This window comes from Herbaspirillum sp. NPDC101397, assembly GCF_044767325.1.
GTDB lineage: Bacteria > Pseudomonadota > Gammaproteobacteria > Burkholderiales > Burkholderiaceae_D > Herbaspirillum.
In genome coordinates this window covers 183344-207580 of the sequence record NZ_JBIWNS010000003.1, presented here as the reverse complement: position 1 = coordinate 207580, position 24237 = coordinate 183344, and the positions used below count along the sequence as shown (strand labels likewise).

The 24237-nt window shown below is 61.0% G+C and carries 20 protein-coding genes; 10 read left to right on the top strand and 10 right to left on the bottom strand.

Features of this window, described 5'->3' with window-relative positions:
• Window positions 1-92: 92 nt before the first annotated feature.
• The 4 genes from sucD to recA all read right to left on the bottom strand — a co-directional run bounded on the left by sucD (window position 93) and on the right by recA (window position 4223).
• On the bottom strand, window positions 93-974 hold the full coding sequence (gene sucD / locus ACIROW_RS08860) for a succinate--CoA ligase subunit alpha (RefSeq protein WP_053195940.1): 882 nt from the start codon (window positions 972-974) through the stop codon (window positions 93-95).
• A gap of 17 nt (window positions 975-991) precedes the next feature.
• Window positions 992-2158 (bottom strand): ADP-forming succinate--CoA ligase subunit beta, encoded by a 1167-nt coding sequence (gene sucC, locus ACIROW_RS08855; protein ID WP_144967216.1) that lies wholly within the window; start codon window positions 2156-2158, stop codon window positions 992-994.
• 431 nt (window positions 2159-2589) lie between these two features.
• Complete coding sequence (recX, locus tag ACIROW_RS08850) at window positions 2590-3060, bottom strand: recombination regulator RecX (RefSeq protein WP_402274276.1); 471 nt, start codon at window positions 3058-3060, stop codon at window positions 2590-2592.
• A gap of 56 nt (window positions 3061-3116) precedes the next feature.
• Complete coding sequence (gene recA / locus ACIROW_RS08845) at window positions 3117-4223, bottom strand: recombinase RecA (protein ID WP_402274274.1); 1107 nt, start codon at window positions 4221-4223, stop codon at window positions 3117-3119.
• Between the two features lie 412 nt (window positions 4224-4635).
• On the opposite strand from recA, the gene ACIROW_RS08840 reads away from it, so the two are divergent.
• The 6 genes from ACIROW_RS08840 (at window position 4636) to ACIROW_RS08815 (ending at window position 10189) form a co-directional block, all read left to right on the top strand.
• Window positions 4636-6267, top strand: coding sequence for a tetratricopeptide repeat protein (locus tag ACIROW_RS08840; RefSeq protein ID WP_402274272.1), 1632 nt, complete (start codon window positions 4636-4638; stop codon window positions 6265-6267).
• 3 nt (window positions 6268-6270) lie between these two features.
• Entirely contained in the window at window positions 6271-6876 is a 606-nt protein-coding gene (locus ACIROW_RS08835) for a sensor histidine kinase (RefSeq protein WP_402274270.1), read from the top strand.
• 165 nt (window positions 6877-7041) lie between these two features.
• Entirely contained in the window at window positions 7042-8037 is a 996-nt protein-coding gene (locus ACIROW_RS08830; RefSeq protein ID WP_402274267.1) for an aliphatic sulfonate ABC transporter substrate-binding protein, read from the top strand.
• 4 nt (window positions 8038-8041) lie between these two features.
• Window positions 8042-8905 (top strand): ABC transporter permease, encoded by an 864-nt coding sequence (locus ACIROW_RS08825; RefSeq protein ID WP_402274265.1) that lies wholly within the window; start codon window positions 8042-8044, stop codon window positions 8903-8905.
• Window positions 8906-8942: 37 nt separating this feature from the next.
• Complete coding sequence (locus tag ACIROW_RS08820; protein ID WP_402274263.1) at window positions 8943-9923, top strand: aliphatic sulfonate ABC transporter substrate-binding protein; 981 nt, start codon at window positions 8943-8945, stop codon at window positions 9921-9923.
• A gap of 35 nt (window positions 9924-9958) precedes the next feature.
• The gene (locus tag ACIROW_RS08815) at window positions 9959-10189 is read left to right on the top strand and encodes a hypothetical protein (RefSeq protein ID WP_402274261.1); all 231 of its coding nucleotides are present in this window, start codon (window positions 9959-9961) and stop codon (window positions 10187-10189) included.
• 10 nt (window positions 10190-10199) lie between these two features.
• Here the strand turns inward: ACIROW_RS08815 and ACIROW_RS08810 are convergent, their stop codons facing one another.
• From ACIROW_RS08810 to ACIROW_RS08800, 3 genes are all read right to left on the bottom strand, one after another.
• A complete protein-coding gene (locus ACIROW_RS08810; RefSeq protein WP_402274259.1) occupies window positions 10200-10622 on the bottom strand; it encodes an OsmC family protein in 423 nt (140 codons plus the stop codon).
• A 177-nt stretch (window positions 10623-10799) separates the two neighbouring features.
• The gene (locus ACIROW_RS08805; protein ID WP_402274257.1) at window positions 10800-11753 is read right to left on the bottom strand and encodes a Tim44 domain-containing protein; all 954 of its coding nucleotides are present in this window, start codon (window positions 11751-11753) and stop codon (window positions 10800-10802) included.
• Between the two features lie 200 nt (window positions 11754-11953).
• On the bottom strand, window positions 11954-12364 hold the full coding sequence (locus ACIROW_RS08800) for a hypothetical protein (protein ID WP_402274256.1): 411 nt from the start codon (window positions 12362-12364) through the stop codon (window positions 11954-11956).
• Window positions 12365-12595: 231 nt separating this feature from the next.
• Between ACIROW_RS08800 and ACIROW_RS08795 the strand changes: the two genes are divergently transcribed.
• The 4 genes from ACIROW_RS08795 to ACIROW_RS08780 are packed head-to-tail and all read left to right on the top strand — an operon-like array spanning window position 12596 to window position 17207.
• Window positions 12596-13300 (top strand): response regulator, encoded by a 705-nt coding sequence (locus ACIROW_RS08795; RefSeq protein WP_402274255.1) that lies wholly within the window; start codon window positions 12596-12598, stop codon window positions 13298-13300.
• Between the two features lie 47 nt (window positions 13301-13347).
• Window positions 13348-14904, top strand: coding sequence for a sensor histidine kinase N-terminal domain-containing protein (locus ACIROW_RS08790; RefSeq protein WP_402274253.1), 1557 nt, complete (start codon window positions 13348-13350; stop codon window positions 14902-14904).
• Between the two features lies 1 nt (window position 14905).
• Window positions 14906-15175 carry a DUF4212 domain-containing protein gene (locus ACIROW_RS08785; RefSeq protein ID WP_402274251.1) on the top strand — a complete coding sequence of 90 codons (270 nt, stop codon included), beginning with the start codon at window positions 14906-14908 and terminating at the stop codon, window positions 15173-15175.
• Window positions 15165-17207, top strand: coding sequence for a sodium:solute symporter family protein (locus ACIROW_RS08780; RefSeq protein ID WP_402274248.1), 2043 nt, complete (start codon window positions 15165-15167; stop codon window positions 17205-17207). The genes ACIROW_RS08785 and ACIROW_RS08780 overlap by 11 nt, the downstream gene beginning before the upstream one ends.
• A gap of 13 nt (window positions 17208-17220) precedes the next feature.
• Here the strand turns inward: ACIROW_RS08780 and ACIROW_RS08775 are convergent, their stop codons facing one another.
• The 3 genes from ACIROW_RS08775 to ACIROW_RS08765 form a co-directional block, all read right to left on the bottom strand.
• Window positions 17221-18162, bottom strand: coding sequence for a transglutaminase N-terminal domain-containing protein (locus tag ACIROW_RS08775; RefSeq protein ID WP_402274246.1), 942 nt, complete (start codon window positions 18160-18162; stop codon window positions 17221-17223).
• Window positions 18159-20717, bottom strand: coding sequence for a circularly permuted type 2 ATP-grasp protein (locus tag ACIROW_RS08770; protein ID WP_402274244.1), 2559 nt, complete (start codon window positions 20715-20717; stop codon window positions 18159-18161). The genes ACIROW_RS08775 and ACIROW_RS08770 overlap by 4 nt, the downstream gene beginning before the upstream one ends.
• 80 nt (window positions 20718-20797) lie before the next feature.
• Window positions 20798-24184: a DUF2126 domain-containing protein gene (locus tag ACIROW_RS08765; protein ID WP_402274242.1), complete on the bottom strand. Its 3387-nt coding sequence runs from the start codon at window positions 24182-24184 to the stop codon at window positions 20798-20800.
• Window positions 24185-24237 lie beyond the last annotated feature (53 nt).

The window sequence follows — 24237 nt, the reverse complement described above, 5'->3', positions numbered from 1 at the left end:
CAGGCCGGGAAGTTCTGCCGAGTTTGCAACGATCGCAACAACGTCGACAAATCAATCCAGCCTGCCGTTCGCTTGCCAGTGCGGCAAATGAATTACAGCACCGACTTCAGCAGACGCGCCATTTCCGACGGATTGCGTGTTGCCTTGATGCCGCACTCTTCCATGATCGCCAGCTTCGCTTCGGCAGTATCAGCACCACCCGAGATCAGCGCGCCGGCATGGCCCATGCGCTTGCCTGGAGGCGCAGTCACGCCGGCGATGAAGCCGATGACTGGCTTCTTCATGTTGTCCTTGACCCAGTACGAAGCGTTGGCTTCGTCAGGACCGCCGATTTCACCGATCATGATGACGGCATCGGTGTCCGGATCGTCATTGAAGGCCTTCATGATGTCGATGTGCTTCAGACCGTTGATCGGGTCGCCGCCGATACCGACTGCGGACGATTGACCGAGACCCAGTGCGGTCAGTTGACCGACGGCTTCATAGGTCAATGTGCCCGAACGGGAAACCACGCCGATGCGGCCCTTCTTGTGGATGTGACCCGGCATGATGCCGATCTTGATTTCGTCCGGTGTGATCAGGCCTGGGCAGTTAGGACCGAGCAGCAATGTCTTGCTGCCGGCCTTGGCCATGCGGTTTTTCAGTTCCAGCATGTCGCGCACAGGAATGCCTTCAGTGATACAGATGGCCAGGTCCAGGTCGGCTTCGACAGCTTCCCAGATCGCAGCTGCTGCGCCTGCAGGTGGAACGTAGATCACCGAAACGGTCGCGCCGGTAGCCTTCTTGGCTTCGGACACATTCGCGAAAATTGGAATGCCTTCGAAATCTTCGCCGGCCTTCTTCGGGTTCACGCCTGCAACGAAAGCGTTCTTGCCGTTCGCGTAATCGCGGCACATGCGGGTGTGGAATTGACCGGTTTTGCCGGTGATACCTTGGGTGATGACTTTGGTGTCTTTATTGATCAGAATCGACATAGCTATTCCTTGTCCTATTATTTACCGTTGGCTGCAGCAACAACTTTTTGCGCAGCTTCTTCCATGCTGTCTGCCGAGATGATCGGCAGGCCGGAGTCGGCCAGCAGCTTCTTGCCGATTTCTTCGTTGGTGCCCTTCATGCGCACAACCAGCGGCACTTTCAGGGAAACGGCCTTGGACGCAGCGATCACGCCTTCGGCGATCACGTCACAGCGCATGATGCCGCCGAAGATGTTGACCAGGATGGCTTTCAGTTCTGGGTTCTTCAGCATGATCTTGAATGCTTCGGTAACCTTCTCTGTAGTTGCGCCGCCGCCGACGTCCAGGAAGTTGGCTGGCTCGCCGCCGAACAGCTTGATGGTGTCCATGGTGGCCATGGCCAGACCGGCGCCGTTGACCAGGCAGCCGATGTTGCCGTCGAGGGAAATGTAGGCCAGGTCGAACTTGGAAGCTTCGACTTCAGCTGGATCTTCTTCGTCCAGATCGCGGTAAGCGACGATTTCAGGATGACGGAACAGCGCGTTGGAGTCGAAGTTGAACTTGGCGTCCAGAGCGATGACCTTGCCGTCGCCGGTCAGGATCAGCGGGTTGATTTCGGCCAGCGACGCATCGGTTTCCCAGTATGCCTTGTACAGACCTTGCAATTGCTTGCGCGCGTCGACCACGGACGCGGCTGGAACGCCGATCTTGGTGGCGATGCTGTCAGCGTCGGCATCGGTCAGGCCGGTCGACGGATCGATGGCGATCTGGTGGATCAGTTCAGGGTGGCTTTCTGCAACTTCTTCGATGTCCATGCCGCCTTCGCTGGAAGCCATCAGGACCACACGTTGGCTGACGCGGTCGGTGACCATGGAAACGTACAGTTCCTTCTTGATGTCCGCGCCTTCTTCGATCAGCAGGCGACGCACTTTTTGGCCTTCAGGGCCAGTCTGGTGCGTGATCAATTGCATGCCGAGGATCTGGCCGGCGTATTCCTTGACTTGTTCCAGGGACTTGGCGACTTTCACGCCGCCGCCCTTGCCGCGGCCACCCGCGTGGATTTGCGCCTTGACGACCCACACCGGACCGCCCAGCGTTTCAGCTGCCTTGACGGCATCTTCAACGGATTGGCATGGAATGCCGCGTGGAACGGTCACGCCGAATTGGCGGAGGATTTCTTTGCCCTGATACTCATGGATTTTCATGGGAGCTTCCCTTTAAGACACTATTAAATAAAACTTACTGGATTGAAATCCGGCTGGCGGCAACACCGCGCGGCGCGAATGGAGGCAAGAATCCGCGCTGGCGCGTTTTCCCCGAACGAGGAGACGCGTGGCTGATGCAGCCGGGCGGATTGCTTAGTAGAAGGTGCAGACAGTGCATTGGGCATAGAGAATGCCATTTGATCAACATTAGTCGTTGTCGCATTGCGTGTCGTCATCGCAAAGATTGCCATGACAGCCGCTAATGCGGCGCAGCAAAAACCCGGAGATTTTAGCACAGCTCGCCCCGCCTAGGCAGCAGGATGGGCTTATGGAGACTATTTTTGCGGGATTGCCGTACGGACAAAAGTCCACGCTACAGCAGGGGTATTGACGAACTACCGAAGGGAAACCTTGATTAATCGACCGATCGGTCAATCAAAATCGTCATGCTCACCGTCGCTCCACGCAGTTTTGACCGCCGCTTGAATCGCCCGATGCGAAAAACCACGCTGCTGTAGAAAACGCATGCACTTGGCGCGCGCCACGCCGTCGGTCGGCGCTTCGTCGAATTTGCGCCGCAAAACTTCGCGCGCCCGCTCGTTTTCACCCTGGGTGAGCCCAATTTTGGCTTCCCCCAGCGCTTCGCCGGTGATGCCGTGGCTTTTCAATTCGGAAAGGATGCGGTTGTTGCCGTAACGGCCAACGCGACGATTCACCAAGGATTCGGAGAAACGCTCTTGAGAAAGGAATTTGGATTCTTGCAGCCAGTTCAGCAGAGCTTCGATATCGTCGTCATCTTGCGCGTAAGGAGTTAGCTTACGCGCAAGTTCCAGACGACTATGCTCACGTGAAGAGAGATATTTGAGCGCTCGCGCCTTCAGGCTGATTTGCGGCCTGGGCATCGGTCACACCGTCGCGATCGTTGCGACCGACAAGACACGAGCGAAGTACAACGACATCAGGATTCTTCGGCAGCGACGTTCTTTGCAGAACCTTTGCCAGTTGGTGCCGGTGTTGCAGCAGCAGGAGTACCTGCACCACCTGCAGCCAATTCAGGAACGCCCAACGAAACGCGTACCTTGTTTTCGATTTCGCGCGCCAGTTCCGGACGTTCTTTCAGGAAATTGCGTGCATTGTCCTTACCCTGGCCGATACGTTCGCCGTTATAGCTGTACCAGGCGCCGGACTTTTCCACGATCTTGGCGTCTGAGCCCAGATCGAGAATTTCACCTTCGCGCGATGTGCCTTCGCCATAAAGAATGTCGAAGTGAGCTTCGCGGAATGGCGGCGCCACCTTGTTCTTGACGACTTTGACCTTGGTTTCGCTGCCGATGACTTCGTCACCAGACTTGATCGAGCCGGTGCGGCGGATATCCAGGCGCACGGAGGCGTAAAACTTCAGCGCGTTGCCGCCGGTGGTTGTTTCGGGGTTGCCGAACATGACGCCGATCTTCATGCGGATCTGATTGATGAAGATCACGGTGGTGCTGGTGCGGTTGATGCTGCCGGTCAGCTTGCGCAGCGCTTGCGACATCAGGCGTGCTTGCAGGCCCGGCAGGGAGTCACCCATGTCGCCTTCGATTTCGGCACGTGGCGTCAGGGCAGCAACCGAGTCGATGACGATCAGGTCAACGCCGCCGGAGCGCACCAGCGCATCGGTGATTTCCAACGCTTGTTCACCGGTATCGGGCTGCGAAATCAGCAGTTCGGATAAATTGACGCCCAGTTTCTGCGCGTAAGTCACGTCCAGTGCATGTTCCGCGTCGATAAAGGCGCAGGTGCCGCCGATTTTTTGCATTTCAGCAATGGCTTGCAGTGTCAGCGTGGTCTTACCGGAGGATTCCGGACCGTAGATTTCAATCACGCGGCCGCGCGGCAGACCGCCGACGCCCAGCGCGATGTCCAAGCCAAGGGAGCCGGTCGAGACGACCTGGATTTCCTCGAGGACTGCGCCGTCTTCCATACGCATGACCGAGCCCTTGCCGAATTGCTTCTCGATCTGTGCAAGGGCAGCGGCCAGCGCTTTGCCCTTCTCAGAGTTGTTCGCGGATTTTTTATCGTCCATAGGGTTCTTTCAACAAAGTGTTCGTTCGGATCAGTCAGAGATCAACTAAGCAGCACTGTATAAAAAAACAGTTGTTTGTGCAAGTTCTTTTTCTGCTGTTGCAATCCGGAATAGCGGAATGGGCCGAAATGGCGCGACAGCGCAAGGAATACGATTGCGATCGAAAAAAAATTCGATAGTCTGTTAGTATGCCGCCGATTCCCCGGCTCCCGAGATTCCGATTATAACGGCCCTGCCGGTACGGTTCATGCATGCACAACGTCTGTTCCTCGTTTTTCGGAAGCGACGGCTGTAGCGTCTTTCAGCGATAATGCAGATGATTTCAAGGAATATCCCAGATTTATTGCGGATATTCGACGTATTTGATATACATTTCTAGCTAGTAATATTACGAGTTTCCTGCTTTCCCCCTATGACCCTGGTTCCATTCAGCCGCATTTCCAGCCTGCGCTCGCTCATCATCGACGACATGCCGGCCATGCGCCAAAACATTCGCATGCATCTGGGCCAGCTCGGCATCACCAAAGTCGACCAGGCCGGCACGCCCGACGAAGCGATTCGCGCCGTCCAGGGCGGCAGTACGTACGACCTCATCGTCTGCGACTACAACCTGAACAAGGAAACCAACGGTCAGCAGTTGCTGGAATTCTTCCGCACCCAGCATATGCTGTCGCCCACCACCATGTTCATCATGGTCACGGCCGAAAGCGGTTACAACCTGGTTGCCAGCGCCGCCGAATTCCAGCCTGACGCCTACATGCTCAAGCCGCTGACGGCGTCCAAGCTGGCCGACCGGATCGACCGCCTGCTGGAAAAGCAGAACGCGCTGCTGCCGATCAATGAAAAGCTCAAGCGCAAGGACCAGGCCGGCGCCATCGTTGAATGCGACAACGTGCTGAAGGTCGCGCCCAAATGGATCGTCGACATCCTCAAGACCAAGGGCAGCCTGCTGATCGAACTGCGCCGCATCGAAGAAGCGCGCGCGGTCTACGCGCAGGCGCTGGAAATGCGCGACGACCTGGTATGGGCCAAGGTCGGCATGGCGCGCTGCAATATCGTGGCCGGCCAATTCGACGACGCCAAGGTGCTGGTGCAAGCCGTGCTGGCGCAGAATTCGCAATACATTGAAGCCTACGACCTGCTGGCGCAGATTGAAGAGGCGCAAGGCAATCAGCAACAGGCGCTGGACGCCCTCGCGCGTTCGTCCGAAATCATCCCGTCGGCGCGCCGCAGCCGCCTGGTCGGCGACGCCGCCTACCGCGTCGGCGACCTGGACCAGGCCAAGGAAGCGTTCGACAAGGTGCTCAAGCACACCAAGGGTTCGCTGACCGCGCAGCCGAGCGACCTGCTGACGCTGGCACAGGTGCACGTCGACACCGGCGACGGAGATGCGGCGCTGGCGCTGCTGGCCAATGCGCCCAAGCGCTACGCTGAATCGAAGATGTTCATCTCGACGCAATCGGCAGTGGCGGCGCAGGCGTATGTTCAGCTGGGCGACATGATTTCCGCCGAAATGGCGTTCGAAGCGGCACGCAATGCCGCCGAAGGTACCCCATCTGAAATGGGGACGTTGGCGCTGGCCAAGGCTGCGTTCTCGGTCGGTCGCGACGAAGAAGGCGCGCAGCTGATTTCACAGGCCGTCAAGTCCGACCACGAAAACAAGACGCTGCTGACGCTGGCGCGCAAAGTCCTGGCTGATTGCGGCAAGGAAAGCATGACCGACGAACTGGTCGACGGCGCCGTCAAGCAATGCATGGGCATCATTGCCGAAGCGAACGCCTTGATGCGCAGCGCCAAGCCGGATGAATCGCTGGCCAAACTGGAAGAAGCGCTGCACAGCATGCCGGAAAACACCGGCGTGCTGATGGCAGCCGCCCAGCTGCATCTGCTGTGGATGAGCCAGCGCGGGATCAATCAGGATTACGTCAAGCGCGTCAACCGCTACCTCAATACGCTGGACCGCCTGATCCCGGGCAACGACCGCGTCAGCAAGATGCATAAATTCCTACGAGACGCGGTTGCCAAAGCTGCGCAGAAGAGCTGATCCATGGACGCAAAACTGGCCGCCATTATTGTTCACGACATCAAGAATTCGCTCGGCGTACTGGAGGGTGAATTGCGCGTGCTTGCCGCCGAGTCGCCCGACGAGCGCGCCGGCCACGCGCACCTGACCTGCCTCACGCTGCAGGAAAAGCTGATCGGCTTCCTGACGCTGTATAAAGCGTCTTCGCAAGGACTGACGGCGCAGATCGAAGCGCTGTCGCCGCAGGATTTCCTTGAAGGCCTGCTACGCCACCTGACCATCAGTCAATCTGGCCTCGAGGTCGCGATCAATAGCGCAGGCATGCCGCTGGTCGCCTTCTTCGATGAAAATCTGGTCGGCCTGGCGCTCGAAGCCGCGTTGCAGAACGCCACCCGCTTCGCCCGCTCGCACATCGAACTGTCCTGCCGCAAGGATGGCAACGGCGTGGTATTCAGTATCCGCGACGACGGCCCCGGCATCGGCACGCACGAAATCAAACCGTCCACCGGTCTCGGCATGGATTTGTGCAAGGCCATCGCCGCCGCCCACCAAAAGGGCGACAAGAAAGGCGAAGCATTGCTGAGCAACCATCCCGACGGCGGCGCCCAGTTCGAACTGCATTTACCCTGACATCGTGCTGATTCTCTGCGCGCCCGGCATGCGTTGAACGCATAAGCAAGCGCGAAAAAAATCGTTCTTTTCCCTGGACTTCGTCCGTAGAGTCATCCCGACAGGGACAGGCTGGCCTCGTTTGCAACGAGGCGGCCTGACAGACTCGAACAAGAAAAGGACATCATGCAACGCCGCCACTTCCTCCAGTTGAGCACTGCCACGGCAGCAACCTTCGGCTCTGCCGCATTGGGCCTGCCGCTGATCGGCCGCGCCGCCGACGCGCCCAAGACCATCCGCCTCGACTATGCAACGTATTCACCACCCAGCCTGGTGCTGAAGAAATTCGGCTGGCTGGAAGAAGACCTGAAGTCCTCCGGAGGTTCGGTGAAATGGGTGCTGAGCCAGGGCAGCAATCGCGCGCTCGAATACCTCAACAGCGACAGCGTCGACTTCGGCAGCACAGCCGGTCTGGCCGCCCTGCTTGCGCGCGCCAACGGCAATCCGGCCAAGGCGGTGTATGTATTTTCGCGTCCCGAGTGGACCGCGCTGGCAGTACAGAAAGACTCCACCATCAAATCGGTAAAGGAACTCAAGGGCAAGAAAATCGCCGCCACCAAGGGCACCGATCCTTATCTGTTCCTGCTGCGTGCGCTGCATGAAAACGGTCTCTCCAAGAGCGACGTGGAAATCCTCCACCTGCAACATCCCGACGGTCGCGTCGCGCTGGAACAAAAGCGCGTCGACGCCTGGGCCGGACTCGATCCGCATCTGGCGGCCAGCGAGCTGGAAGCCGGCTCGAAGCTGATCTATCGCAACGTCAATTTCAATACCTACGGTTTCCTCAACGTCAGCGACAGCTTCGCCGCCAGATATCCGGACGAGGTCAAGCGCGTGATTCGCGCCTACGAACGTGCGCGCCTGTGGATCATCAAGAACCCGGACGAGACCGCCAGGCTGATCGCCGAAGAAGCCAAGCTGTCGCTGCCGGTGGCGCAACTGCAACTCAAACGCAATGATTTTTCCAACCCGCAGATCGGCAAGGAACATATCGACGCGCTGCGCGCCGCTGCGCCCATCCTGCTCGACGAAGAACTGGTCAAGGGCGGCACCGACCTCTCCAGAACGATCACCACGCTGATCGATCCTGCTTACTCGCAAGGCCTGATCCGCCAGGCATGAAGCCATGAAAGAGTCGCACTCGCTGCTGTCGCTGGAAGCGCATCAAGCTGGTTTTTTGCACGATGCGCAAGACCGTGCCACGGAGGTCGCCCGCGCGCCGAAGAAGCCCATCAACTGGCCATGGGGAGCCCTGCTGCCCGTGTTTTTTTTGGGCGCGCTGGAAATCGGCTCAGCGCTGGACCTGATCCCGTCACGGCTGCTGCCGCCGCCGAGTGAGATTGCGCAGACCATCTACGCACTGGCCAAGCGCGACCTGTTCGCCCACATCGCCGTCAGCGTGGCGCGCGTAGCCGCAGGCTTCTCCATCGGCGCGCTGCTGGCGGTCGCCTTCGGCGTCTTGGTCGGCATGCATAGACGCGCCGAGTCGCTGCTGGAGCCGTCCTTTCAGGCGCTGCGTGCAATCCCCAGCCTGGCCTGGATTCCCTTGCTGCTGCTGTGGCTGGGCATCGACGAGACGCCCAAGATTGTATTGATCGCCATCGGCGCGTTCTTCCCGGTCTATATCAATCTGGTGGCCGGCATCCACAATGTCGATCGCAAACTGCTCGAAGTCGGCGAAATCCATGGTCTTTCATCACGCGACCTGATTCGCCGCATCCTGCTGCCGGCGGCTTTGCCGAACCTGTTCACGGGATTACGCACCGGACTCAGCCTGTCCTGGATGTTCCTGGTCGCGGCCGAGCTGATCGCCGCCACCAAGGGCGTCGGCTACCTGTTGTCCGACGGCCGCGAAAGCAGCCGTCCCGACATCGTACTGGCCGCCATCATCATCCTGGCCACGCTGGGGAAACTTTCCGACAGCCTGCTCAAGCATATCGAGACGCGCAAATTGCGCTGGCGCGACGTGCTGGCTTCTCGGCCAGACTGACCCGGCTGACCATCTTTCGACTTTACCTTTTCTCCTCATGACAACTCAATTGCAACGCCGCCGCCTGCTCCACGCTATCGCCACACTGACCTCCGCCGCTGCAGCCGGCAGCTTCGCCCTGCCCGCCTTCGCACAGACCGGTAAGCCGGTACTGGCGCGCATCGGCTATCAGAAATCCTCGACGCTGCTGACCGTGCTCAAGGCCAACGGCACGCTGGAAAAACTGCTGGCACCGCTCAACGTCAAGATCAGCTGGCACGAATTCTCCAGCGGCCTGCCGCTGCTGGAAGCGCTTAACGTCGGCGGTGTCGACCTCAGCGCCGACGTTGCCGATACCGTGCCGGTGTTCGCCCAGGCGGCCGGCGCAAAGCTGACCTACGTGGCGCAGGAGGCGCCGTCGCCATCGGCGCAAGCGATCGTCGTGCGCGCCGATTCGCCGATCAAGACCGTGGCCGATCTCAAGCGCAAGAAGATTGCCGTGACCAAGGCGGCCGGCGTGCATTACCTGTTGATTGCAACATTGGAAAAGGCCGGCCTGAAATTCAGCGACATCGATGCCGCCTATCTCACCCCGGCCGACGGCCGCGCCGCCTTCGAACGCGGCAGCGTGGACGCCTGGGTGACCTGGGATCCGTTCCTCGCGGGCGTGCAGAAACAAACGCAGGTGCGCATCTTGTCGGATGGCCGCAATGTGGCTGACTACCAGCGCTATTACCTGGCCTCGACGCCGTTCGCTGCAGCGCATCCGGACGTGCTGGCGATCGTGTTTGATGAATTGAAAAGGACTGGATTGTGGGTACGCCAGAATCCGAAGGAAGCGGCCGCTTTCCTGGCGCCGATCTGGGGCCTGGATGCGCCGACCATTGAATTGGCAAACAGCCGCCGCAGCTATGACGTGCGCGCGGTGGTGGTGAATGCGCTGGGTGAACAGCAGCGCATCGCCGATGCCTTCTTCGCGGCAGGCTTGCTGCCGAAGAAGGTCAACGCCACCGACGTGTCGATCTGGAAGCCGGCGTAAGCCGGCCGTTCAGATCGGGATAAATCAGGATAAGCATGGACTGGCTCGACGCAACGACAGCGGCACTGGCGATCATCGCCGTACCGCTGGCTTTGCGTTATTCCTTCCGTACAAATAAAGATTCAGGCGCCGAGACGGCGGCCTGCGATTGCGCAGCAGCTACGAAGACCAAAGCGGCCGAGTCAGTCAACCGTCAAGACTTTCCTCAGAAAGAAGAGCCGACGCAAGAGCGGCAACCCGATTCTCTTTCGTCGTCTCGACGATAGGGCTTCACTCTTAAACCAGGCTGGTGCGCACGCTGATGTCGGCTTTCAGTACCTTCGACACCGGACAGCCCTTCTTGGCAGCATCGACCGCTTCGTCGAACTTGGCTTGATCCGGATTCTGCAATTTCGCCTTCACATCCAGCACGATGGTGGTGATGGAGAAGCCGTCTTCCACTTTTTCCAGCGTCAGTGTGGCGTTGGTGTCGATGCGTTCCACGCCGAGTCCCGCCTTGCCGAGACGGCTGGACAAGTCCATCGAAAAGCAACCTGCATGTGCGGCGGCGATCAGTTCTTCGGGATTGGTGCCGACGCCGTTTTCAAAGCGCGTGGAAAACGAATACTGCGTCGAGTCCAGTGTCTTGCTTTCGGTGGTCAGCGCGCCCTTGCCATCCCTCAGGCTGCCGTTCCAGACGGCGGAAGCTTGTCGTTGCATGGTGTTCTCCTTTGCATCATTGGACTAAAGGGTCATCATGCGACGTCTGCTGAGACGGCGACATAGGACAAGCGCGCAAGCAGGCGTAGGAGTTGACGACGTCGGTACTGACGCCAGCATCGCGATCAAAAAAAAAGCCGCTCCAAAGAGCGGCTTTCCAGTCCGATCAAACGTCGATCAGGACAGTTGCTGAATACCAGCCAATACCCAGCCGCCGTTGCCGGAGACCGGCTTGGACAGGTTCCAGATTTCATTGAACTGGGTAGGCGAAGCGTTCTGGTCTTCCTTGATGAAGCCGAAGAATTTCACGCTTGCCAGATAGTCGTTGCCGACCGTCTCGACGCCCAGCATGTCCGCATCCAGCGACACCACGTCGGTGTGATTGGCCGAGGCGCCGCGCTCGGTCAATTGCATCTTCAGTTCACCGAACATTTCAGGCGTCGTGAATTCGCGGATGTCATTGGCGTCGCCCTTGTCCCAGGCGGCTTGCAGACGGATGAAGTAAGTCTTGGCATTGCGCACAAAACCGACCGTATCGAAGTCCGCGGGAACGCCGTAAGACGATGGCTCAAACGCCGCAGCACCGGCGCCGCCGACAGCAGCAGCACCGCTGCCGAAGGTGTTGCCTTGCAGCGCCTTCGGTTGCTCGGCTTCCAGTTGCGAGCCGATGGCCGGCGTCTGGTTGCTGAAGTCGCCCTGATTGGCGGCGTAGGCCGGACGCTCATTGCTGTTGCTGTTGGCTTCCGATTTGCGGCGGAACATGCGGTAGATGAACATGGCGGCGAAAGCCAGCAGGGCGACCATCAGAATGGTGCTGATCATGCTTGCCATGGCGCCGCCAAGGCCGAAGTGCGACAACAGCGCGCCCAGGCCGAGACCCAGCAAGGCGCCGCCGAGGATGCCCTTCCATGGGCTAGGCTTCGGCGCCGCTGCTGCAGGGGCTGCGGCGGGCGCAGCCGGCTTGGCCGCTGCGGCCTGGTTCTGCTGCATAGGGCTTTGCGCCTGGCGGCTGGCGCCCGACGATTGCTTGCCGATCGAACCACCGCCGCCGAGGCGCTTGGCCTCAACGCTGGTGACGCCGATGGCGAGGGTCATCGCAGCCACTATCAGCGCGACAAATACTTTTTTCATGCTATCTCCTGAGATGGAATGTGATGCGAAGGCGGTCGCATCGGCCGTAAAACAATAGAAACTGGTTGGTGCGTGTACCGGTTCAAGTCGGATGCAGCAGATGACAGGGTCGCAACGCAAGACAATGCAAGATGCGCGCAATCAGCTATCGCCGCACGAGGGACGAAAACCGGTGTTTGCCGCGAACGGCAAAGGGGGACTTAAACGCGCGGCGGACGGCCGGCGAGAGGGAGGAAAGGCGGTTGGCGCGCATCGTCGCTGCGCAGAGCAGGCGCCAACGTGGCCGAGTCTGAGACAAAGGCCATGGCCGGATTGAGCACGGTTTCGTCGCCCACGCCGGCATGGCTGGAAAAATCTTCGGTATCGGCATACGACAGATCGTCGTCGCCATCGGCGGAGTCGGCCAGCGCCTGCTGTTGTGCAGCGGCATCATCGGCATTCACCTCGCCACCGGATGCGGCGGCAAGTTCCAGTGCCTGGCGCAATTGCTCCTGTTGCTGCACTTGCTGCTCAAGCGCCACCGAGTCGATGGCCGTCTTGTACGTGAGCATCCCTGCAAAGACTTGCACGGGCAGCAAACAGATCAGCAAAATGGCAAACAGACGCTTCATCGCAGTTTTAAGACAATCAACTCGAAAATTATACCAAGAGTAAGCTCAAATGCGGGCGTTAAGCTGATTTATCAAGGGCTTACAGAAAAATAGCGCGCCTTTGCGCCAGCGCAAGAGCAGGCCTGATTATGCATTGCAATAGGCCTCGATTTAGTAGAATATGCAGAAAAATATAGCAATACTCCTAAATATAACTCGAGACAACGGCCGCCACCTGCGCGGATCACTACCATGCGTATCCTGCTTGCAGAAGATGACAGTGTTCTGGCCGACGGTTTGACGCGCTCGCTGCGCCATTCCGGTTATGCCGCTGATTGCGTCAAGAACGGCATCGAAGCCGACTCTGCGCTGTCGACCCAGGATTTCGACTTGCTGATCCTCGACCTCGGCCTGCCCAAGATGTCCGGCCTGGAAGTGCTACGACGCCTGCGCGCGCGCAACTCGCGCTTGCCGGTATTGATCCTCACCGCCGCCGACTCGGTCGAGCAGCGCGTGCAGGGCCTCGATCTGGGCGCCGACGATTACATGGCCAAGCCGTTTGCCCTGTCCGAACTGGAAGCACGCGTACGCGCCCTGACCCGGCGCGGCGCCGGCGGTGGCCCGACCGTCATCCGCCACGGCTCGCTCAGCTACGACCAGGTTGGCCGCATCGCCTACATCGGCGAGCAAATGCTTGATCTTTCCGCACGCGAACTGGGACTGCTCGAAGTATTATTGCAGCGTACCGGCCGGCTGGTCTCCAAGGAACAGCTGGTGGATCATCTATGCGAATGGGGCGAGGAAGTCAGCAATAATGCGATCGAAGTCTATGTCCACCGCTTGCGCAAGAAAATCGAAGTCGGCGGCATCCGCATCGCCACCGTGCGCGGCCTCGGCTATTGCCTGGAAAAACTGCCCGAGTCCATCGCGAGCGCCGGCGTTGCCAGCAACGCCTGAGCACACCGCGTCTCCAACCTCCAACTCACCTAGCGCAGGCCTGAGCCATGCCTGACGCCCGCCACATTGATCCGCAACCCGTCGTTGCCGCAGTCCCTCCCAAGGGCAAGCGCCGCGCCACTATCGAGACGCAGCCGGAAGAGCGCATCCAGCGCTCGCTGTTCGGCGAAATCCTCGACTGGATGCTGGCGCCGCTGCTGCTGCTGTGGCCGATGAGCATCGCCATCACCTACCTGATCGCACAATCGATCGCCAACCAGCCGTTCGACCGCGCGCTGGAAGACAGCGTCACCGTGCTGGCCCAGCAAGTCTCGGAAGTCAACGGCAAGACCGTGGCGCGCCTGCCGGTCTCGGCGCGCGACCTGCTGCGCGCCGACGACATCGACAACATCTATTTCCAGATCACCGGCCCGCGCGGTGAATTCGTCGAAGGCGACCGCGACATGCCGCAGCCGCCTGTCGACGAAGACAAGACCATCGGCTCTGTGCAGTTCCGCAACGACATCCTGCACGGCAACGACGTGCGCATCGCTTACACGCAAGTCGACCTGCGCCGCACTTCTGAACAACGCGCCGCGTCGTCGAAGGAGCCGCGCCTGGCCACGGTGCAAGTCGGCGAAACACTGGAGAAACGCGCCCAGCTCGCCAATGAAATCATCAAGGGCGTGATCCTGCCGCAGTTCGTGATCCTGCCGGTGGCGCTGGCGCTGGTGTGGTTCGCGTTGTCGCGCGGACTGTCGCCGCTGTCGGAATTGCAGCAGCGCATCCGCGCGCGCCGTCCCGATGATCTGAGCCCGATCGACTCGGGCCAAGTACCGGAAGAAATCTCGCCGCTGGTGCGCTCGCTCAACGACATGCTGGCGCGATTGTCGCAAACCATCGCGCTGCAAAAACGTTTCATCGCCGACGCCGCGCATCAGATGAAAACGCCGCTGGCCGGCATGCGCATGCAGTCCGAACTTGCCCTGCGCCAGACCGACCAGGCCGACATCCACCGCTCGCTGGAACAACTGGCCAAGAGCTCGGAATCGGCCACGCGCCTGGTCAATCAATTGCTGTCGCTGGCCCGCGCCGAAAACCAGACGCCCGCGACCGCACCATTCGAACCGATCGAATTGTCGGAGCTGGCGCGCAACGTCGTGCAGGACTGGGTGCCGATGTCGTTCACGCAGCGCATCGATCTCGGCTTCGAGCAGCCCGGCCATCCCATCATGATCTCGGGCAACTCCATCATGCTGCGCGAGCTGCTCAGCAACCTGCTCGACAACGCCCTCCACTACACCCCGGCGCTCGGCAGCGTCACGGTGCGCGCGCGTGCCGACGAAGACAGCGGGCAGGCCTTCCTGGAAGTGGAAGACACCGGTCCCGGCATCGCTCCGACCGAACGCGGTCACGTATTCGAACGCTTCTACCGCATCCTTGGCACCCACACCGCCGGCAGCGGCCTGGGACTTGCCATTGTGCGCGAGATCGCGCAGCAGCACGAAGCGACCGTCGACATCTCCAACAACCCGCGCAGCACCGATCCCAAAGCACCCGGCTGCCTGTTCCGCGTGACGCTGCGCATGACGCCGCGCCAGACCTACATGGACGACATCGGCTGATATGGAAAACAAGACTGCATCCAATTTCTGGGACAAGACGCGTCGCCTGACCATGACACTGCTGGGGCTGTGGTTCGTGGTCACCTTCGGTGCCGTGTTCTTTGCGCGCGAGCTGGACCGCGTCAACCTGTTCGGCTGGCCGCTGTCGTTCTACATGGCGGCGCAGGGCATCATGCTGGTCTATCTGGCGATCGTGGTGGTCTATACGATCCGGATGGGCCGTGCGGAACGACAACTACAACAAACCGGCGAGCACACGCATGGAGAGTGACAAGAGTTTTTTCTGGCGGCTGACGCGCTACTACTCGTGGTACACGGTCGGCTTCATCCTGTTCCTGCTGGTATTGGCGGTGCTGGAACACGAAGGCATGCCGCGCGCCTGGATCGGCTACCTGTTCATGTTCGTGACGATCGCGCTGTACGCCGGCATCGGCGTGGTCAGCCGCACCTCCGACGTACCCGAATACTACGTCGCCGGGAGGCGCGTGCCGGCGCTGTTCAACGGCATGGCGACGGCGGCCGACTGGATCTCGGCGGCGACCTTCATCAGCCTGGCCGGCGGCCTCTATTTGCAAGGCTTCGACGGCCTCGCCTACATCATGGGCTGGACCGGCGGCTATTGCCTGGTGGCGCTGCTGATCGCACCTTACCTGCGCAAGTTCGGCCAATACACCATTCCCGACTTCCTGGCCGAACGCTATCCGGGCCGCTACAGCGGCAACCTGGTGCGCATCCTCGCGGTGATCGCCACCATCATCATTTCGTTCACCTATGTGGTGGCGCAGATCTATGGCGTCGGCCTGATCACCTCGCGCTTCACCGGCATCGATTTTTCGATCGGCATCTTCCTCGGGCTGGCCAGCATCCTGGTGTGCTCCTTCCTCGGCGGCATGCGCGCGATCACCTGGACCCAGGTGGCGCAATACATCATCATCCTGTTCGCTTACCTGATCCCGGTAATCTGGTTGTCGGCCAAGCACACCAGCGTGCCGGTGCCGCAGGTGGCCTACGGGTCGGTGCTGCCGAAACTGAATGCAGCCGAGAAACGCATCGCCGACGATCCCAAAGAAAAAGAAGTCAGCGCGATCTTCCAGGCGCGCGCCGACGACTACGAAAAGAAGCTGCGCACCCTGCCGCGCTCATGGGAAGAAGGCCGCATCGACGCCCAGCATCACATCGAGGAAGTCAAACGCAACAGCCATGCCTCGCTGGCCGAGATCAAGAGCGCCAGCCGCGCGCTGACGGCCTACCCCAAGAGCGCCGAGGAGGCCGAACGCAAGTGGACCGACGCCAAGGCCTACAACATCGCACGCGCACAACCGCCGGTGTCGCAGACCGAGCCCTTCCCCGGCAAGGATGAGGACGCAGCCAACATCAAGCGCAACAATTTCCTGGCGCTGGTGTTTTGCCTGATGGTCGGCACCGCGGCACTACCGCATATCCTGATGCGCTACTACACCACGCCCTCGGTGCACGAGGCGCGCAAGTCAGTGTTCTGGACGTTGTTCTTCATCATGCTGATCTATATCACGGTGCCGGCGCTGGCGATCCTGGTGAAGTACGACATCTACACCTCGCTGGTCGGCAGTACCTATTCGCACCTGCCCGACTGGGTCTACTACTGGGCAAATATCGACAAGGTCAATCCGCTGGTCAGCATCACCGATCTCAACCACGACAGTGTGGTGCAGCTCGGCGAGATCGCGCTCGACGGCGACATCATCGTGCTGGCCACGCCGGAGATCGCCGGCCTGCCGTATTTCATTTCGGGGCTGGTGGCGGCGGGCGGTCTGGCGGCAGCGCTGTCGACTGCTGACGGCCTGTTGCTGACCATTTCCAATGCGCTGTCGCACGATGTGTATTACAAGGTCATCGATCCGGCCGCCTCGACGCAAAAACGCGTGACGATTTCCAAGCTGCTGTTGCTGGTGGTGGCGTTGCTGGCCGCCTATGCGGCGTCGCTCAAACCGGGCGACATCCTGTCGATGGTGGGGGTGGCATTTTCACTGGCAGCGTCGACGCTGTTCCCGGCGCTGGTGTTCGGGATTTTCTGGAAGCGCGCCAATCAGCCTGGCGCCGTCGCCGGCATCGTCGCCGGCTTCGTGATGTGCGTGTACTACATGCTGACCACGCATCCGGCCTTTGGCGGCAATGCCGCCAACCAGTGGTTCCACATCGCGCCAATTTCGGCCGGGCTGTTCGGCGTGCCGGTCGGCATCGCCGCGCTGGTGATTGTCAGCTTGCTGACGCCGCCACCCGATGAACGAACGATTGCGCTGATCGATCACATTCGCACGCCGTAGTCGTCAACATGCGTCAACGCGCGAACGGTAATCCCGGCACTTCCTGCGCCGGCATCACCGTCACGGCCACCTGCATGGTCTGCTGACCGCCGCCGATCAACACGCCGCGCAACGGCGAGATGTCGAGGAAATCGCGTCCCCATCCCAACGTGATGTGGCTGACATTGGGGAAGATGCCGTTGGTCGGATCGGCATCGATCCAGCAATCCGGCTGGCCGTCCTGGCCCGGGCAATACACCGATACCCATGCGTGCGACGCATCGGCGCCGATCAGGCGCGGCTGGCCCGGCGGCGGCTGCGTCAGCAGATAGCCGCTGACGTAGCGCGCCGATAACCCCAGCGAGCGCAGGCAGGACAGCATGAAGTGGGCATAGTCCTGGCACACGCCGCGCTTGCTGACGAAGACGTCGGTCACTGGCGTCGACACCGTGGTCGCTTCGGGATCGAACGTGAATTCATTGAAGATGCGTTTCATCAGCGTCTCAACGCCGTGCAGCAACGGCAATCCGGGTGTGAAGCACTCTGCAGCGTAATGTGCGAATTCGCGTTTGATCCGGACATGCGAGGATTCGAACAGAAACCGCGACGCCTCTAGCCTGTCGACAGAAAGGCTGCGACCGGCGTGATACGACAGCGTCTCGGCTACCGTCTCCCAGGCCGGCGTGGCGGTAGGCAACTGGCGTGATGAGATCTCCACCCATGACTCTGCATAGACATCGAGGCTGGCATGATCCTGATCCAGCGAGAACGACTGCAGCGCATTGCCGAAGCTGTCCGTGTAGAGATTGATCAGGTTAGTCGGTCCCGGCAGGATGTTGATGAAATGCGAGGTGCAGGTCTGCCACGGCAGCGAGCGCGGGGTCAGGCGCAGCACCTGATGCGACAGCCGTACCGGCGCCGCATATTGATAATTGGTCTCGTGCACGATGTGATAGATAGCGTCGCTCATCGTCATACCCCCTGGCTCACCGGCGCACTGAGCGGCGTGAAGAAATGCCGCGACAGATCATCGGTCAGTGAGAAGCCTGCGCCGCGCGCTTCGCGCATCAGCTGGATCAGGCGTTCGCCGGCGGCTTCCGAGGTCGCCGCATCGCGCGCAAAATCAGGCAGCGCAAAACTGTTGAGCTGCTCGCTCAGATGCGCCGGGATGTTCATGCTGAGGATGCCGAGCTGCTGCGCGATGTCGGTCAGGTAGTGCTGCAGCATGCGGAACTGGTAGGCGATGCTGTGCGGATTGCTGACGTCGAACACCAGCAGGTGCAGCACCTGCAGCCATTCCGGTGTGCGCCGATAGCGTACGCGATACGTGACGATGCTGCTCGAGGACTCCAGCAGCCAGGTCAGCGCCGCGTTCTGGCGCGCCGGCTCGAGTTGCATGAACTGATCGAACAAGGCCGCCAGGTGCACCATGCGTTCGATGTGGCGCCCGATCATCAGGAACTGCCAGCCTTCATCGCGTGTCATGTCGTCCAGCGCATGGCCGGCCAGACCGGAGCAAGCCTGGACGACGTTGTTGAGGACGTGCAGCATGGCGGTCGGCGAGTTGATTTTTTCCTGCACCATCGGCGGCATGCGATTGAGCGCGTGCCAGTTGTCCAGCGACAGATGCTCGCGCACCTGGTAACCGGAATGATGCAGGTGACGCACGTGCGTAGAGATGCTGACCGTGGCGCTGGGGTCCGCGATCGCCGCTTGCAGACTCTGCTGAAGGGCGGTGATGGTGGGATGCGCCTGCTCCGATTTGGGCATCAGGATGCCGAGGCGGATGCAAATCTCGCTGACGCTGCGCAGGATCACACGGTTGTCGGATTGCGGTTCGATCGTGCATTGCAGGGTCGTGCGCAACAAACGTGCGAGATTGTCGGTGCGTTCGGCGTAGCGGCCCATCCAGAACAAGTTTTCCCCGGCATGCGAGGAGACGTCTACGGTGGTGCGAATCAGTTCCGAAGTGCGCGACACCGGATCGGTCATCGCGCCGGGGCCGACGGCGACACTGGTCTCTGCGGCGGCCATGGCGCTGGCAACGCCGGCGGCATCGTCCGCATCAGTTTTTTCGCCAAGAACCCAGACGTCCTTGCTGGTGCCGCCCTGCTGCATGGAGACGACGTCGCGGCGCTGACGCGGGGCCACGCGCGTGAGGCCGCCCGGCATCACGTGATAGCCGCCTTCGCCGTCGGCGGCGGCAAACACACGCAGGCTGACGGTGCGGTTGGTCAGGTGATACTCACCGCCGCGCGACAGTACCGGCGCTTGCGACAGCCGCACCCACTCCTGCGCGACGTAAGCGTGCGGCTGCAATTGCAGGCTTTCAATCAGGCGACGGCGCGCGGTCGCATTCAGCGTATGACCGAACACCGGCTGCATGCGCATCGACGGGAAGGCCGGCATGATCACCAGTTCTTCCAGATGCGCCAGCGTATAGTCCAGCGCCGGCTTTTCGCCGCACCACCATGACGCCACGGCCGGCAAGGCGAGTTCTTCGCCGAGCAGGCGTTGGCTGATCGCCGGCAGGAAACCATGCAGCGCAGTCGACTCCAGCACGCCGCTGCCGAGCGCGTTGGCGATCAGCACGTTGCCGGAGCGCGCAGCCTGCGTCAGGCCGGGAATGCCGAGCGCGGAATCCGAGCGCAATTCAAGCGGATCGCAGTAGTCATCGTCGAGGCGGCGCATGATCGCATGCACGCGGCGCAGGCCGGTCAGCGTCTTGAGATAAACCATGTCGCCGCGCACAGTGAGATCCACGCCTTCGACCAGCGGGAAGCCCAGCGTGTGCGCCAGGAAGGCGTGCTCGGAATAAGTTTCGTTGTATGGTCCCGGCGTCAGCAGCACCACCATCGGCGGTTCACTGCTTTTGGGCGCGAGTCGCGTCAGGCATTGATGCAGCGCGTGGAAATAATTCAGCAGCGGCTGCACGTGCATGTCGCGCATCGCTTCGGGCAAGGCGCGCGTCATGATCTGACGGTTCTGCAAGGCGTAGCCTGTGCCCGAAGGGCCTTGCGTCCGATCAGCGATTACCCACCAGTTGCCGTCGGCCGAGCGCGCCAGGTCGATGGCGTACAGATGCAAGTGCACGCCGCCCGGCGGACGCACATCCCGGCATGGCCACAAATAGCCATGCTGGCCGAACACCAGCGCCGGCGGCAACAAACCTTCGGCCAGCAGATGCTGTTCGCCGTAGAGATCGTCGAGCACGGCGTTGAGCAGGCGCGCACGTTGTGCGACGGCGGCGGACAGCTGCTGCCATTCGTCGGCGGCGACGATCTGCGGCAGCAGGTCCAGTTCCCACGGACGGCTGACGCCTTGCGGATCGGCATAGACGTTGTAGGTCATGCCGTCGGAGGCGATGGCGTCGCGCACTTCGTCGGCGCGGCGGCGCATCATCTCGGGCGAAAGATTTTCCAGCTGATCGATCAGCGTGCGCCAGTGCGGCCGTAAGCGACCGTCGGCAGCCAGCATCTCGTCGTAACGATCGGCGTCGGCGGTGTAGCTTTGCAGGAGGCGCTGATACATAGATTTTCGAGGGCGCCGTTGCCGCAATCACCCGGGATGGCGATGATCTGCGGCAACGGCAGAACGGCCTGCGTTGTTAATTAGTAATGTCGCAAGTCTAACGTAAATGGGAACTCGATTGATGGTCGCGCAGCGCTTACTTCCATCTTTCCCGGCGTGTGATTGAGACGCAGATAGCGTGTCAGACGCCGGCTTTCCGCTTCGAAGGCATTTACCGGGAAGGTCTCGTAGCCGCGTCCGCCCGGATGCACCACGTGATACTGGCATCCGCCCAGGCTACGGCCGTTCCAGGTATCGACCAGGTCGAAGGTCAGCGGCGAATCGATGCCGATGGTCGGATGCAGCGCCGACGGCGGTTGCCAGGCGCGATAACGCACGCCGGTGACGAACTCGCCGACCACGCCGGTCGGTTGCAGCGGCACGGCGACACCGTTGCAGGTGAGCACATAGCGGTCCTTGGCCATGCCGTTGACCTTGACCTCGAGCCGCTCCACCGATGAGTCGACATAACGCGCGGTGCCGGTCGAGCTACCCTCTTCGCCCAGGACGTGCCATGGCTCCAGCGCGGTGCGCAATTCCAGTTGCATGCCCTTGACCGCAAAGTCGCCGATCTTGGGGAAGCGGAATTCGAAATGCGGCGCGAACCACTCGGCCTGCATCGGATAGCCGGCTTCCTGCATGTCGTCCATGATGTCGTTGAAATCCTGCCAGATGAAATGCGGCAACAGGAAACGGTCATGCAGCTCGGTGCCCCAGCGCACCAGACGCTGCGGCTTGTACGGCGTCTTCCAGAAACGCGCCACCAGCGCGCGCAGCAGCAACTGCTGGGTCAGGCTCATGCGCGCGTGCGGCGGCATTTCGAAGGCACGCAATTCCAGCAGGCCGAGGCGGCCGGTGGCGCTGTCGGGCGAATACAGCTTGTCGATGCAGAACTCGGCGCGGTGCGTGTTGCCGGTGACGTCGATCAACAAATTGCGCAGCAAACGGTCGACCAGCCACGGTGCACAACCGCCCTGGGCAATCTGCTTTTCCATTTCGGCAAAGGCCAGTTCGATTTCCACGGTGGAATCGTTACGCGCTTCATCAATGCGCGGCGCCTGCGAAGTCGGACCGATGAACATGCCTGAGAACAAATAGGACAGCGACGGATGGTTGTGCCAGTAGCTGATCAGGCTGCGCAGCAGATCGGGCCGGCGCAGGAACGGCGAATCCGCCGTCGTGGCGCCGCCCATCACCATGTGGTTGCCGCCGCCGGTGCCTGAATGATGGCCGTCGAGCATGAACTTCTCTGTGGTCAGGCGCGACTCGCGGCCGGCTTCGTACAGGTGCGTGGTCTGGTCGACCAGCTCGCGCCAGTTGTAGGCCGGCTGGATGTTGACTTCGATCACGCCGGGATCCGGTGTGACGCTGAACTTGCGCACGCGCGGATCATTGGGCGGCTCGTAACCTTCCATCAGGACCGGCTGGCCGAGTTCTTCGGCGGTGGCTTCGATGGCCGCTACCAATTCAAGATAATTGTCGAGCTCGGCAAGCGGCGGCATGAACAGGTACAGCACGCCGTTACGCACTTCGGCGCACAGCGCGGTGCGGGTGATCCAGTCGGCCGACTGGAACAGCGCCGGCGCGCCGCCGGCGAATCCCTGTGCACCGGGCACGCCCTTGCCGGGGCCCGTCACCGGACTGCCGCGACGCGTGTTGTAGTGATTCGGCTGGAACGCCACCGACGTCGCACCGTTGAGCGCAGGCCGCTGGACGAACTTGAGGCGCACATCGTTCGCCGGCGACAAAGGCGCAAACTGTTGTGTCGGATCGGCTGCATGCACATAAGGATAGTCGGTCGACTTGACCCATGGCTGCGAATCCAGCGGCAGGCGATAGCCCAGCGGCGAATCGCCCGGATACAGGTAGCAACGCTCGCTGCGCAGGAACCAGTCGCCGCTTTGCCAACCAAGGTTGTCGGGGCGGCGCGCCACCGGCAGCACGTAGCCGGCGACCTTGTCGAGGCCTTGCGAAAAGACGCGCATGAGGCGCGCGCGTTCCTGCTTGTCGTCGAGCTTGGAATCGAAAGGATCGACGTTGCCCGGCAGGCGGCGCTCGCGCCACATGTAGTAGAACACGTCCTCATAGGCCGGGAAGATGTGCTTGCCGTCGAGCGCCAGGCGTGCAGCCACGCCCTTGAGGAAACGCTCCGGGATGTCGTCGTCCTTGACGTTGGGTGTGGTTTCGTCGCCGATCAGATCACGGTTGTGCCAGATCGGCTGGCCGTCGCGGCGCCAGTAGCAGTTGAGCGCCCAGCGCGGCAATTGTTCGCCCGGATACCACTTGCCCTGGCCGAAATGCGGCAGGCCCTGCACCGCGTATTTTTCGCGCATGCGGTGGTACAGATCGGCTGCCAGCGGCTTCTTGGTGGCACCCAATGCGGCGGTGGCCCATTCAGGTTCGTCGGGATAATCGAGCGACACGAAAGTCGGTTCGCCGCCCATGGTCAGACGCACGTCGAGCGCGTCGAGGTCGTCGTCGATGGCGTGGCCGAGTTCTTCGATTTCGCTCCATTGTGCTTCGGTGTACGGCTTGGTGACGCGCGGCGCTTCCCAGAAGCGCGACACGCTCATCGAATGTTCGAATTCCACTTCGCAGGGATCGACCATGCCGCTGACCGGCGCCGCCGACGACGGCTCGGGCGTGCACGACAGCGGGATATGGCCTTCGCCGGCGAACAGGCCCGAGGTCGGATCGAGGCCGACCCAGCCGGCGCCCGGCAGATAGACTTCGCACCAGGCGTGCAGGTCGGTGAAATCGGCTTCCGGTCCGGATGGGCCGTCGAGTGATTTCTGGTCGGCGGTGAGCTGGATCAGGTAACCGGAGACGAAGCGCGCCGCCAGGCCGAGGTGGCGCAGCACCTGCACCAGCAGCCAGGACGAATCGCGGCAGGAACCGGAACCGATCTCGAGCGTCTCCTCCGGCGTCTGCACGCCCGGCTCCATGCGGATGGTGTAGGCGACGGCGTCGGCCAGCTTCTGGTTCAACGCAACCAGGAAGTCGGCGCTGTTCATCTTCTCGCGCGAAATGCCATCGAGGAATTTCTGGAAGCGCGGTGTCAGCGGCAGTGTCTTGCGATACGGCGACAACTCGTTGAGCAGCTCCTCGGCGTACTTGAACGGAATTTGTTCGGCATACGGCTCAAGGAAAAAGTCGAAAGGGTTGATGACCGACATTTCGGCCACCAGATCGACTTCGATGCGGAATTCTTCGGTCTTCTCGGGGAATACCAGCCGCGCCATGTAATTGGCCTGCGGGTCCTGCTGCCAGTTGATGAAATGCGGCTCGGGAAGGATGCGCAGCGAATAGCTCAGGATCCGCGTACGGCAATGCGGCGCCGGGCGCAGGCGCACGACTTGAGGTCCCAGATTGATAGCACGGTCATAACGGTAAGACGTGACATGGTTCAGCGCCACATGAATTGACATGAAGATCCTTTACTACAAACAAGTTGAGCTGATGGACTGCTGTGATGGACTGC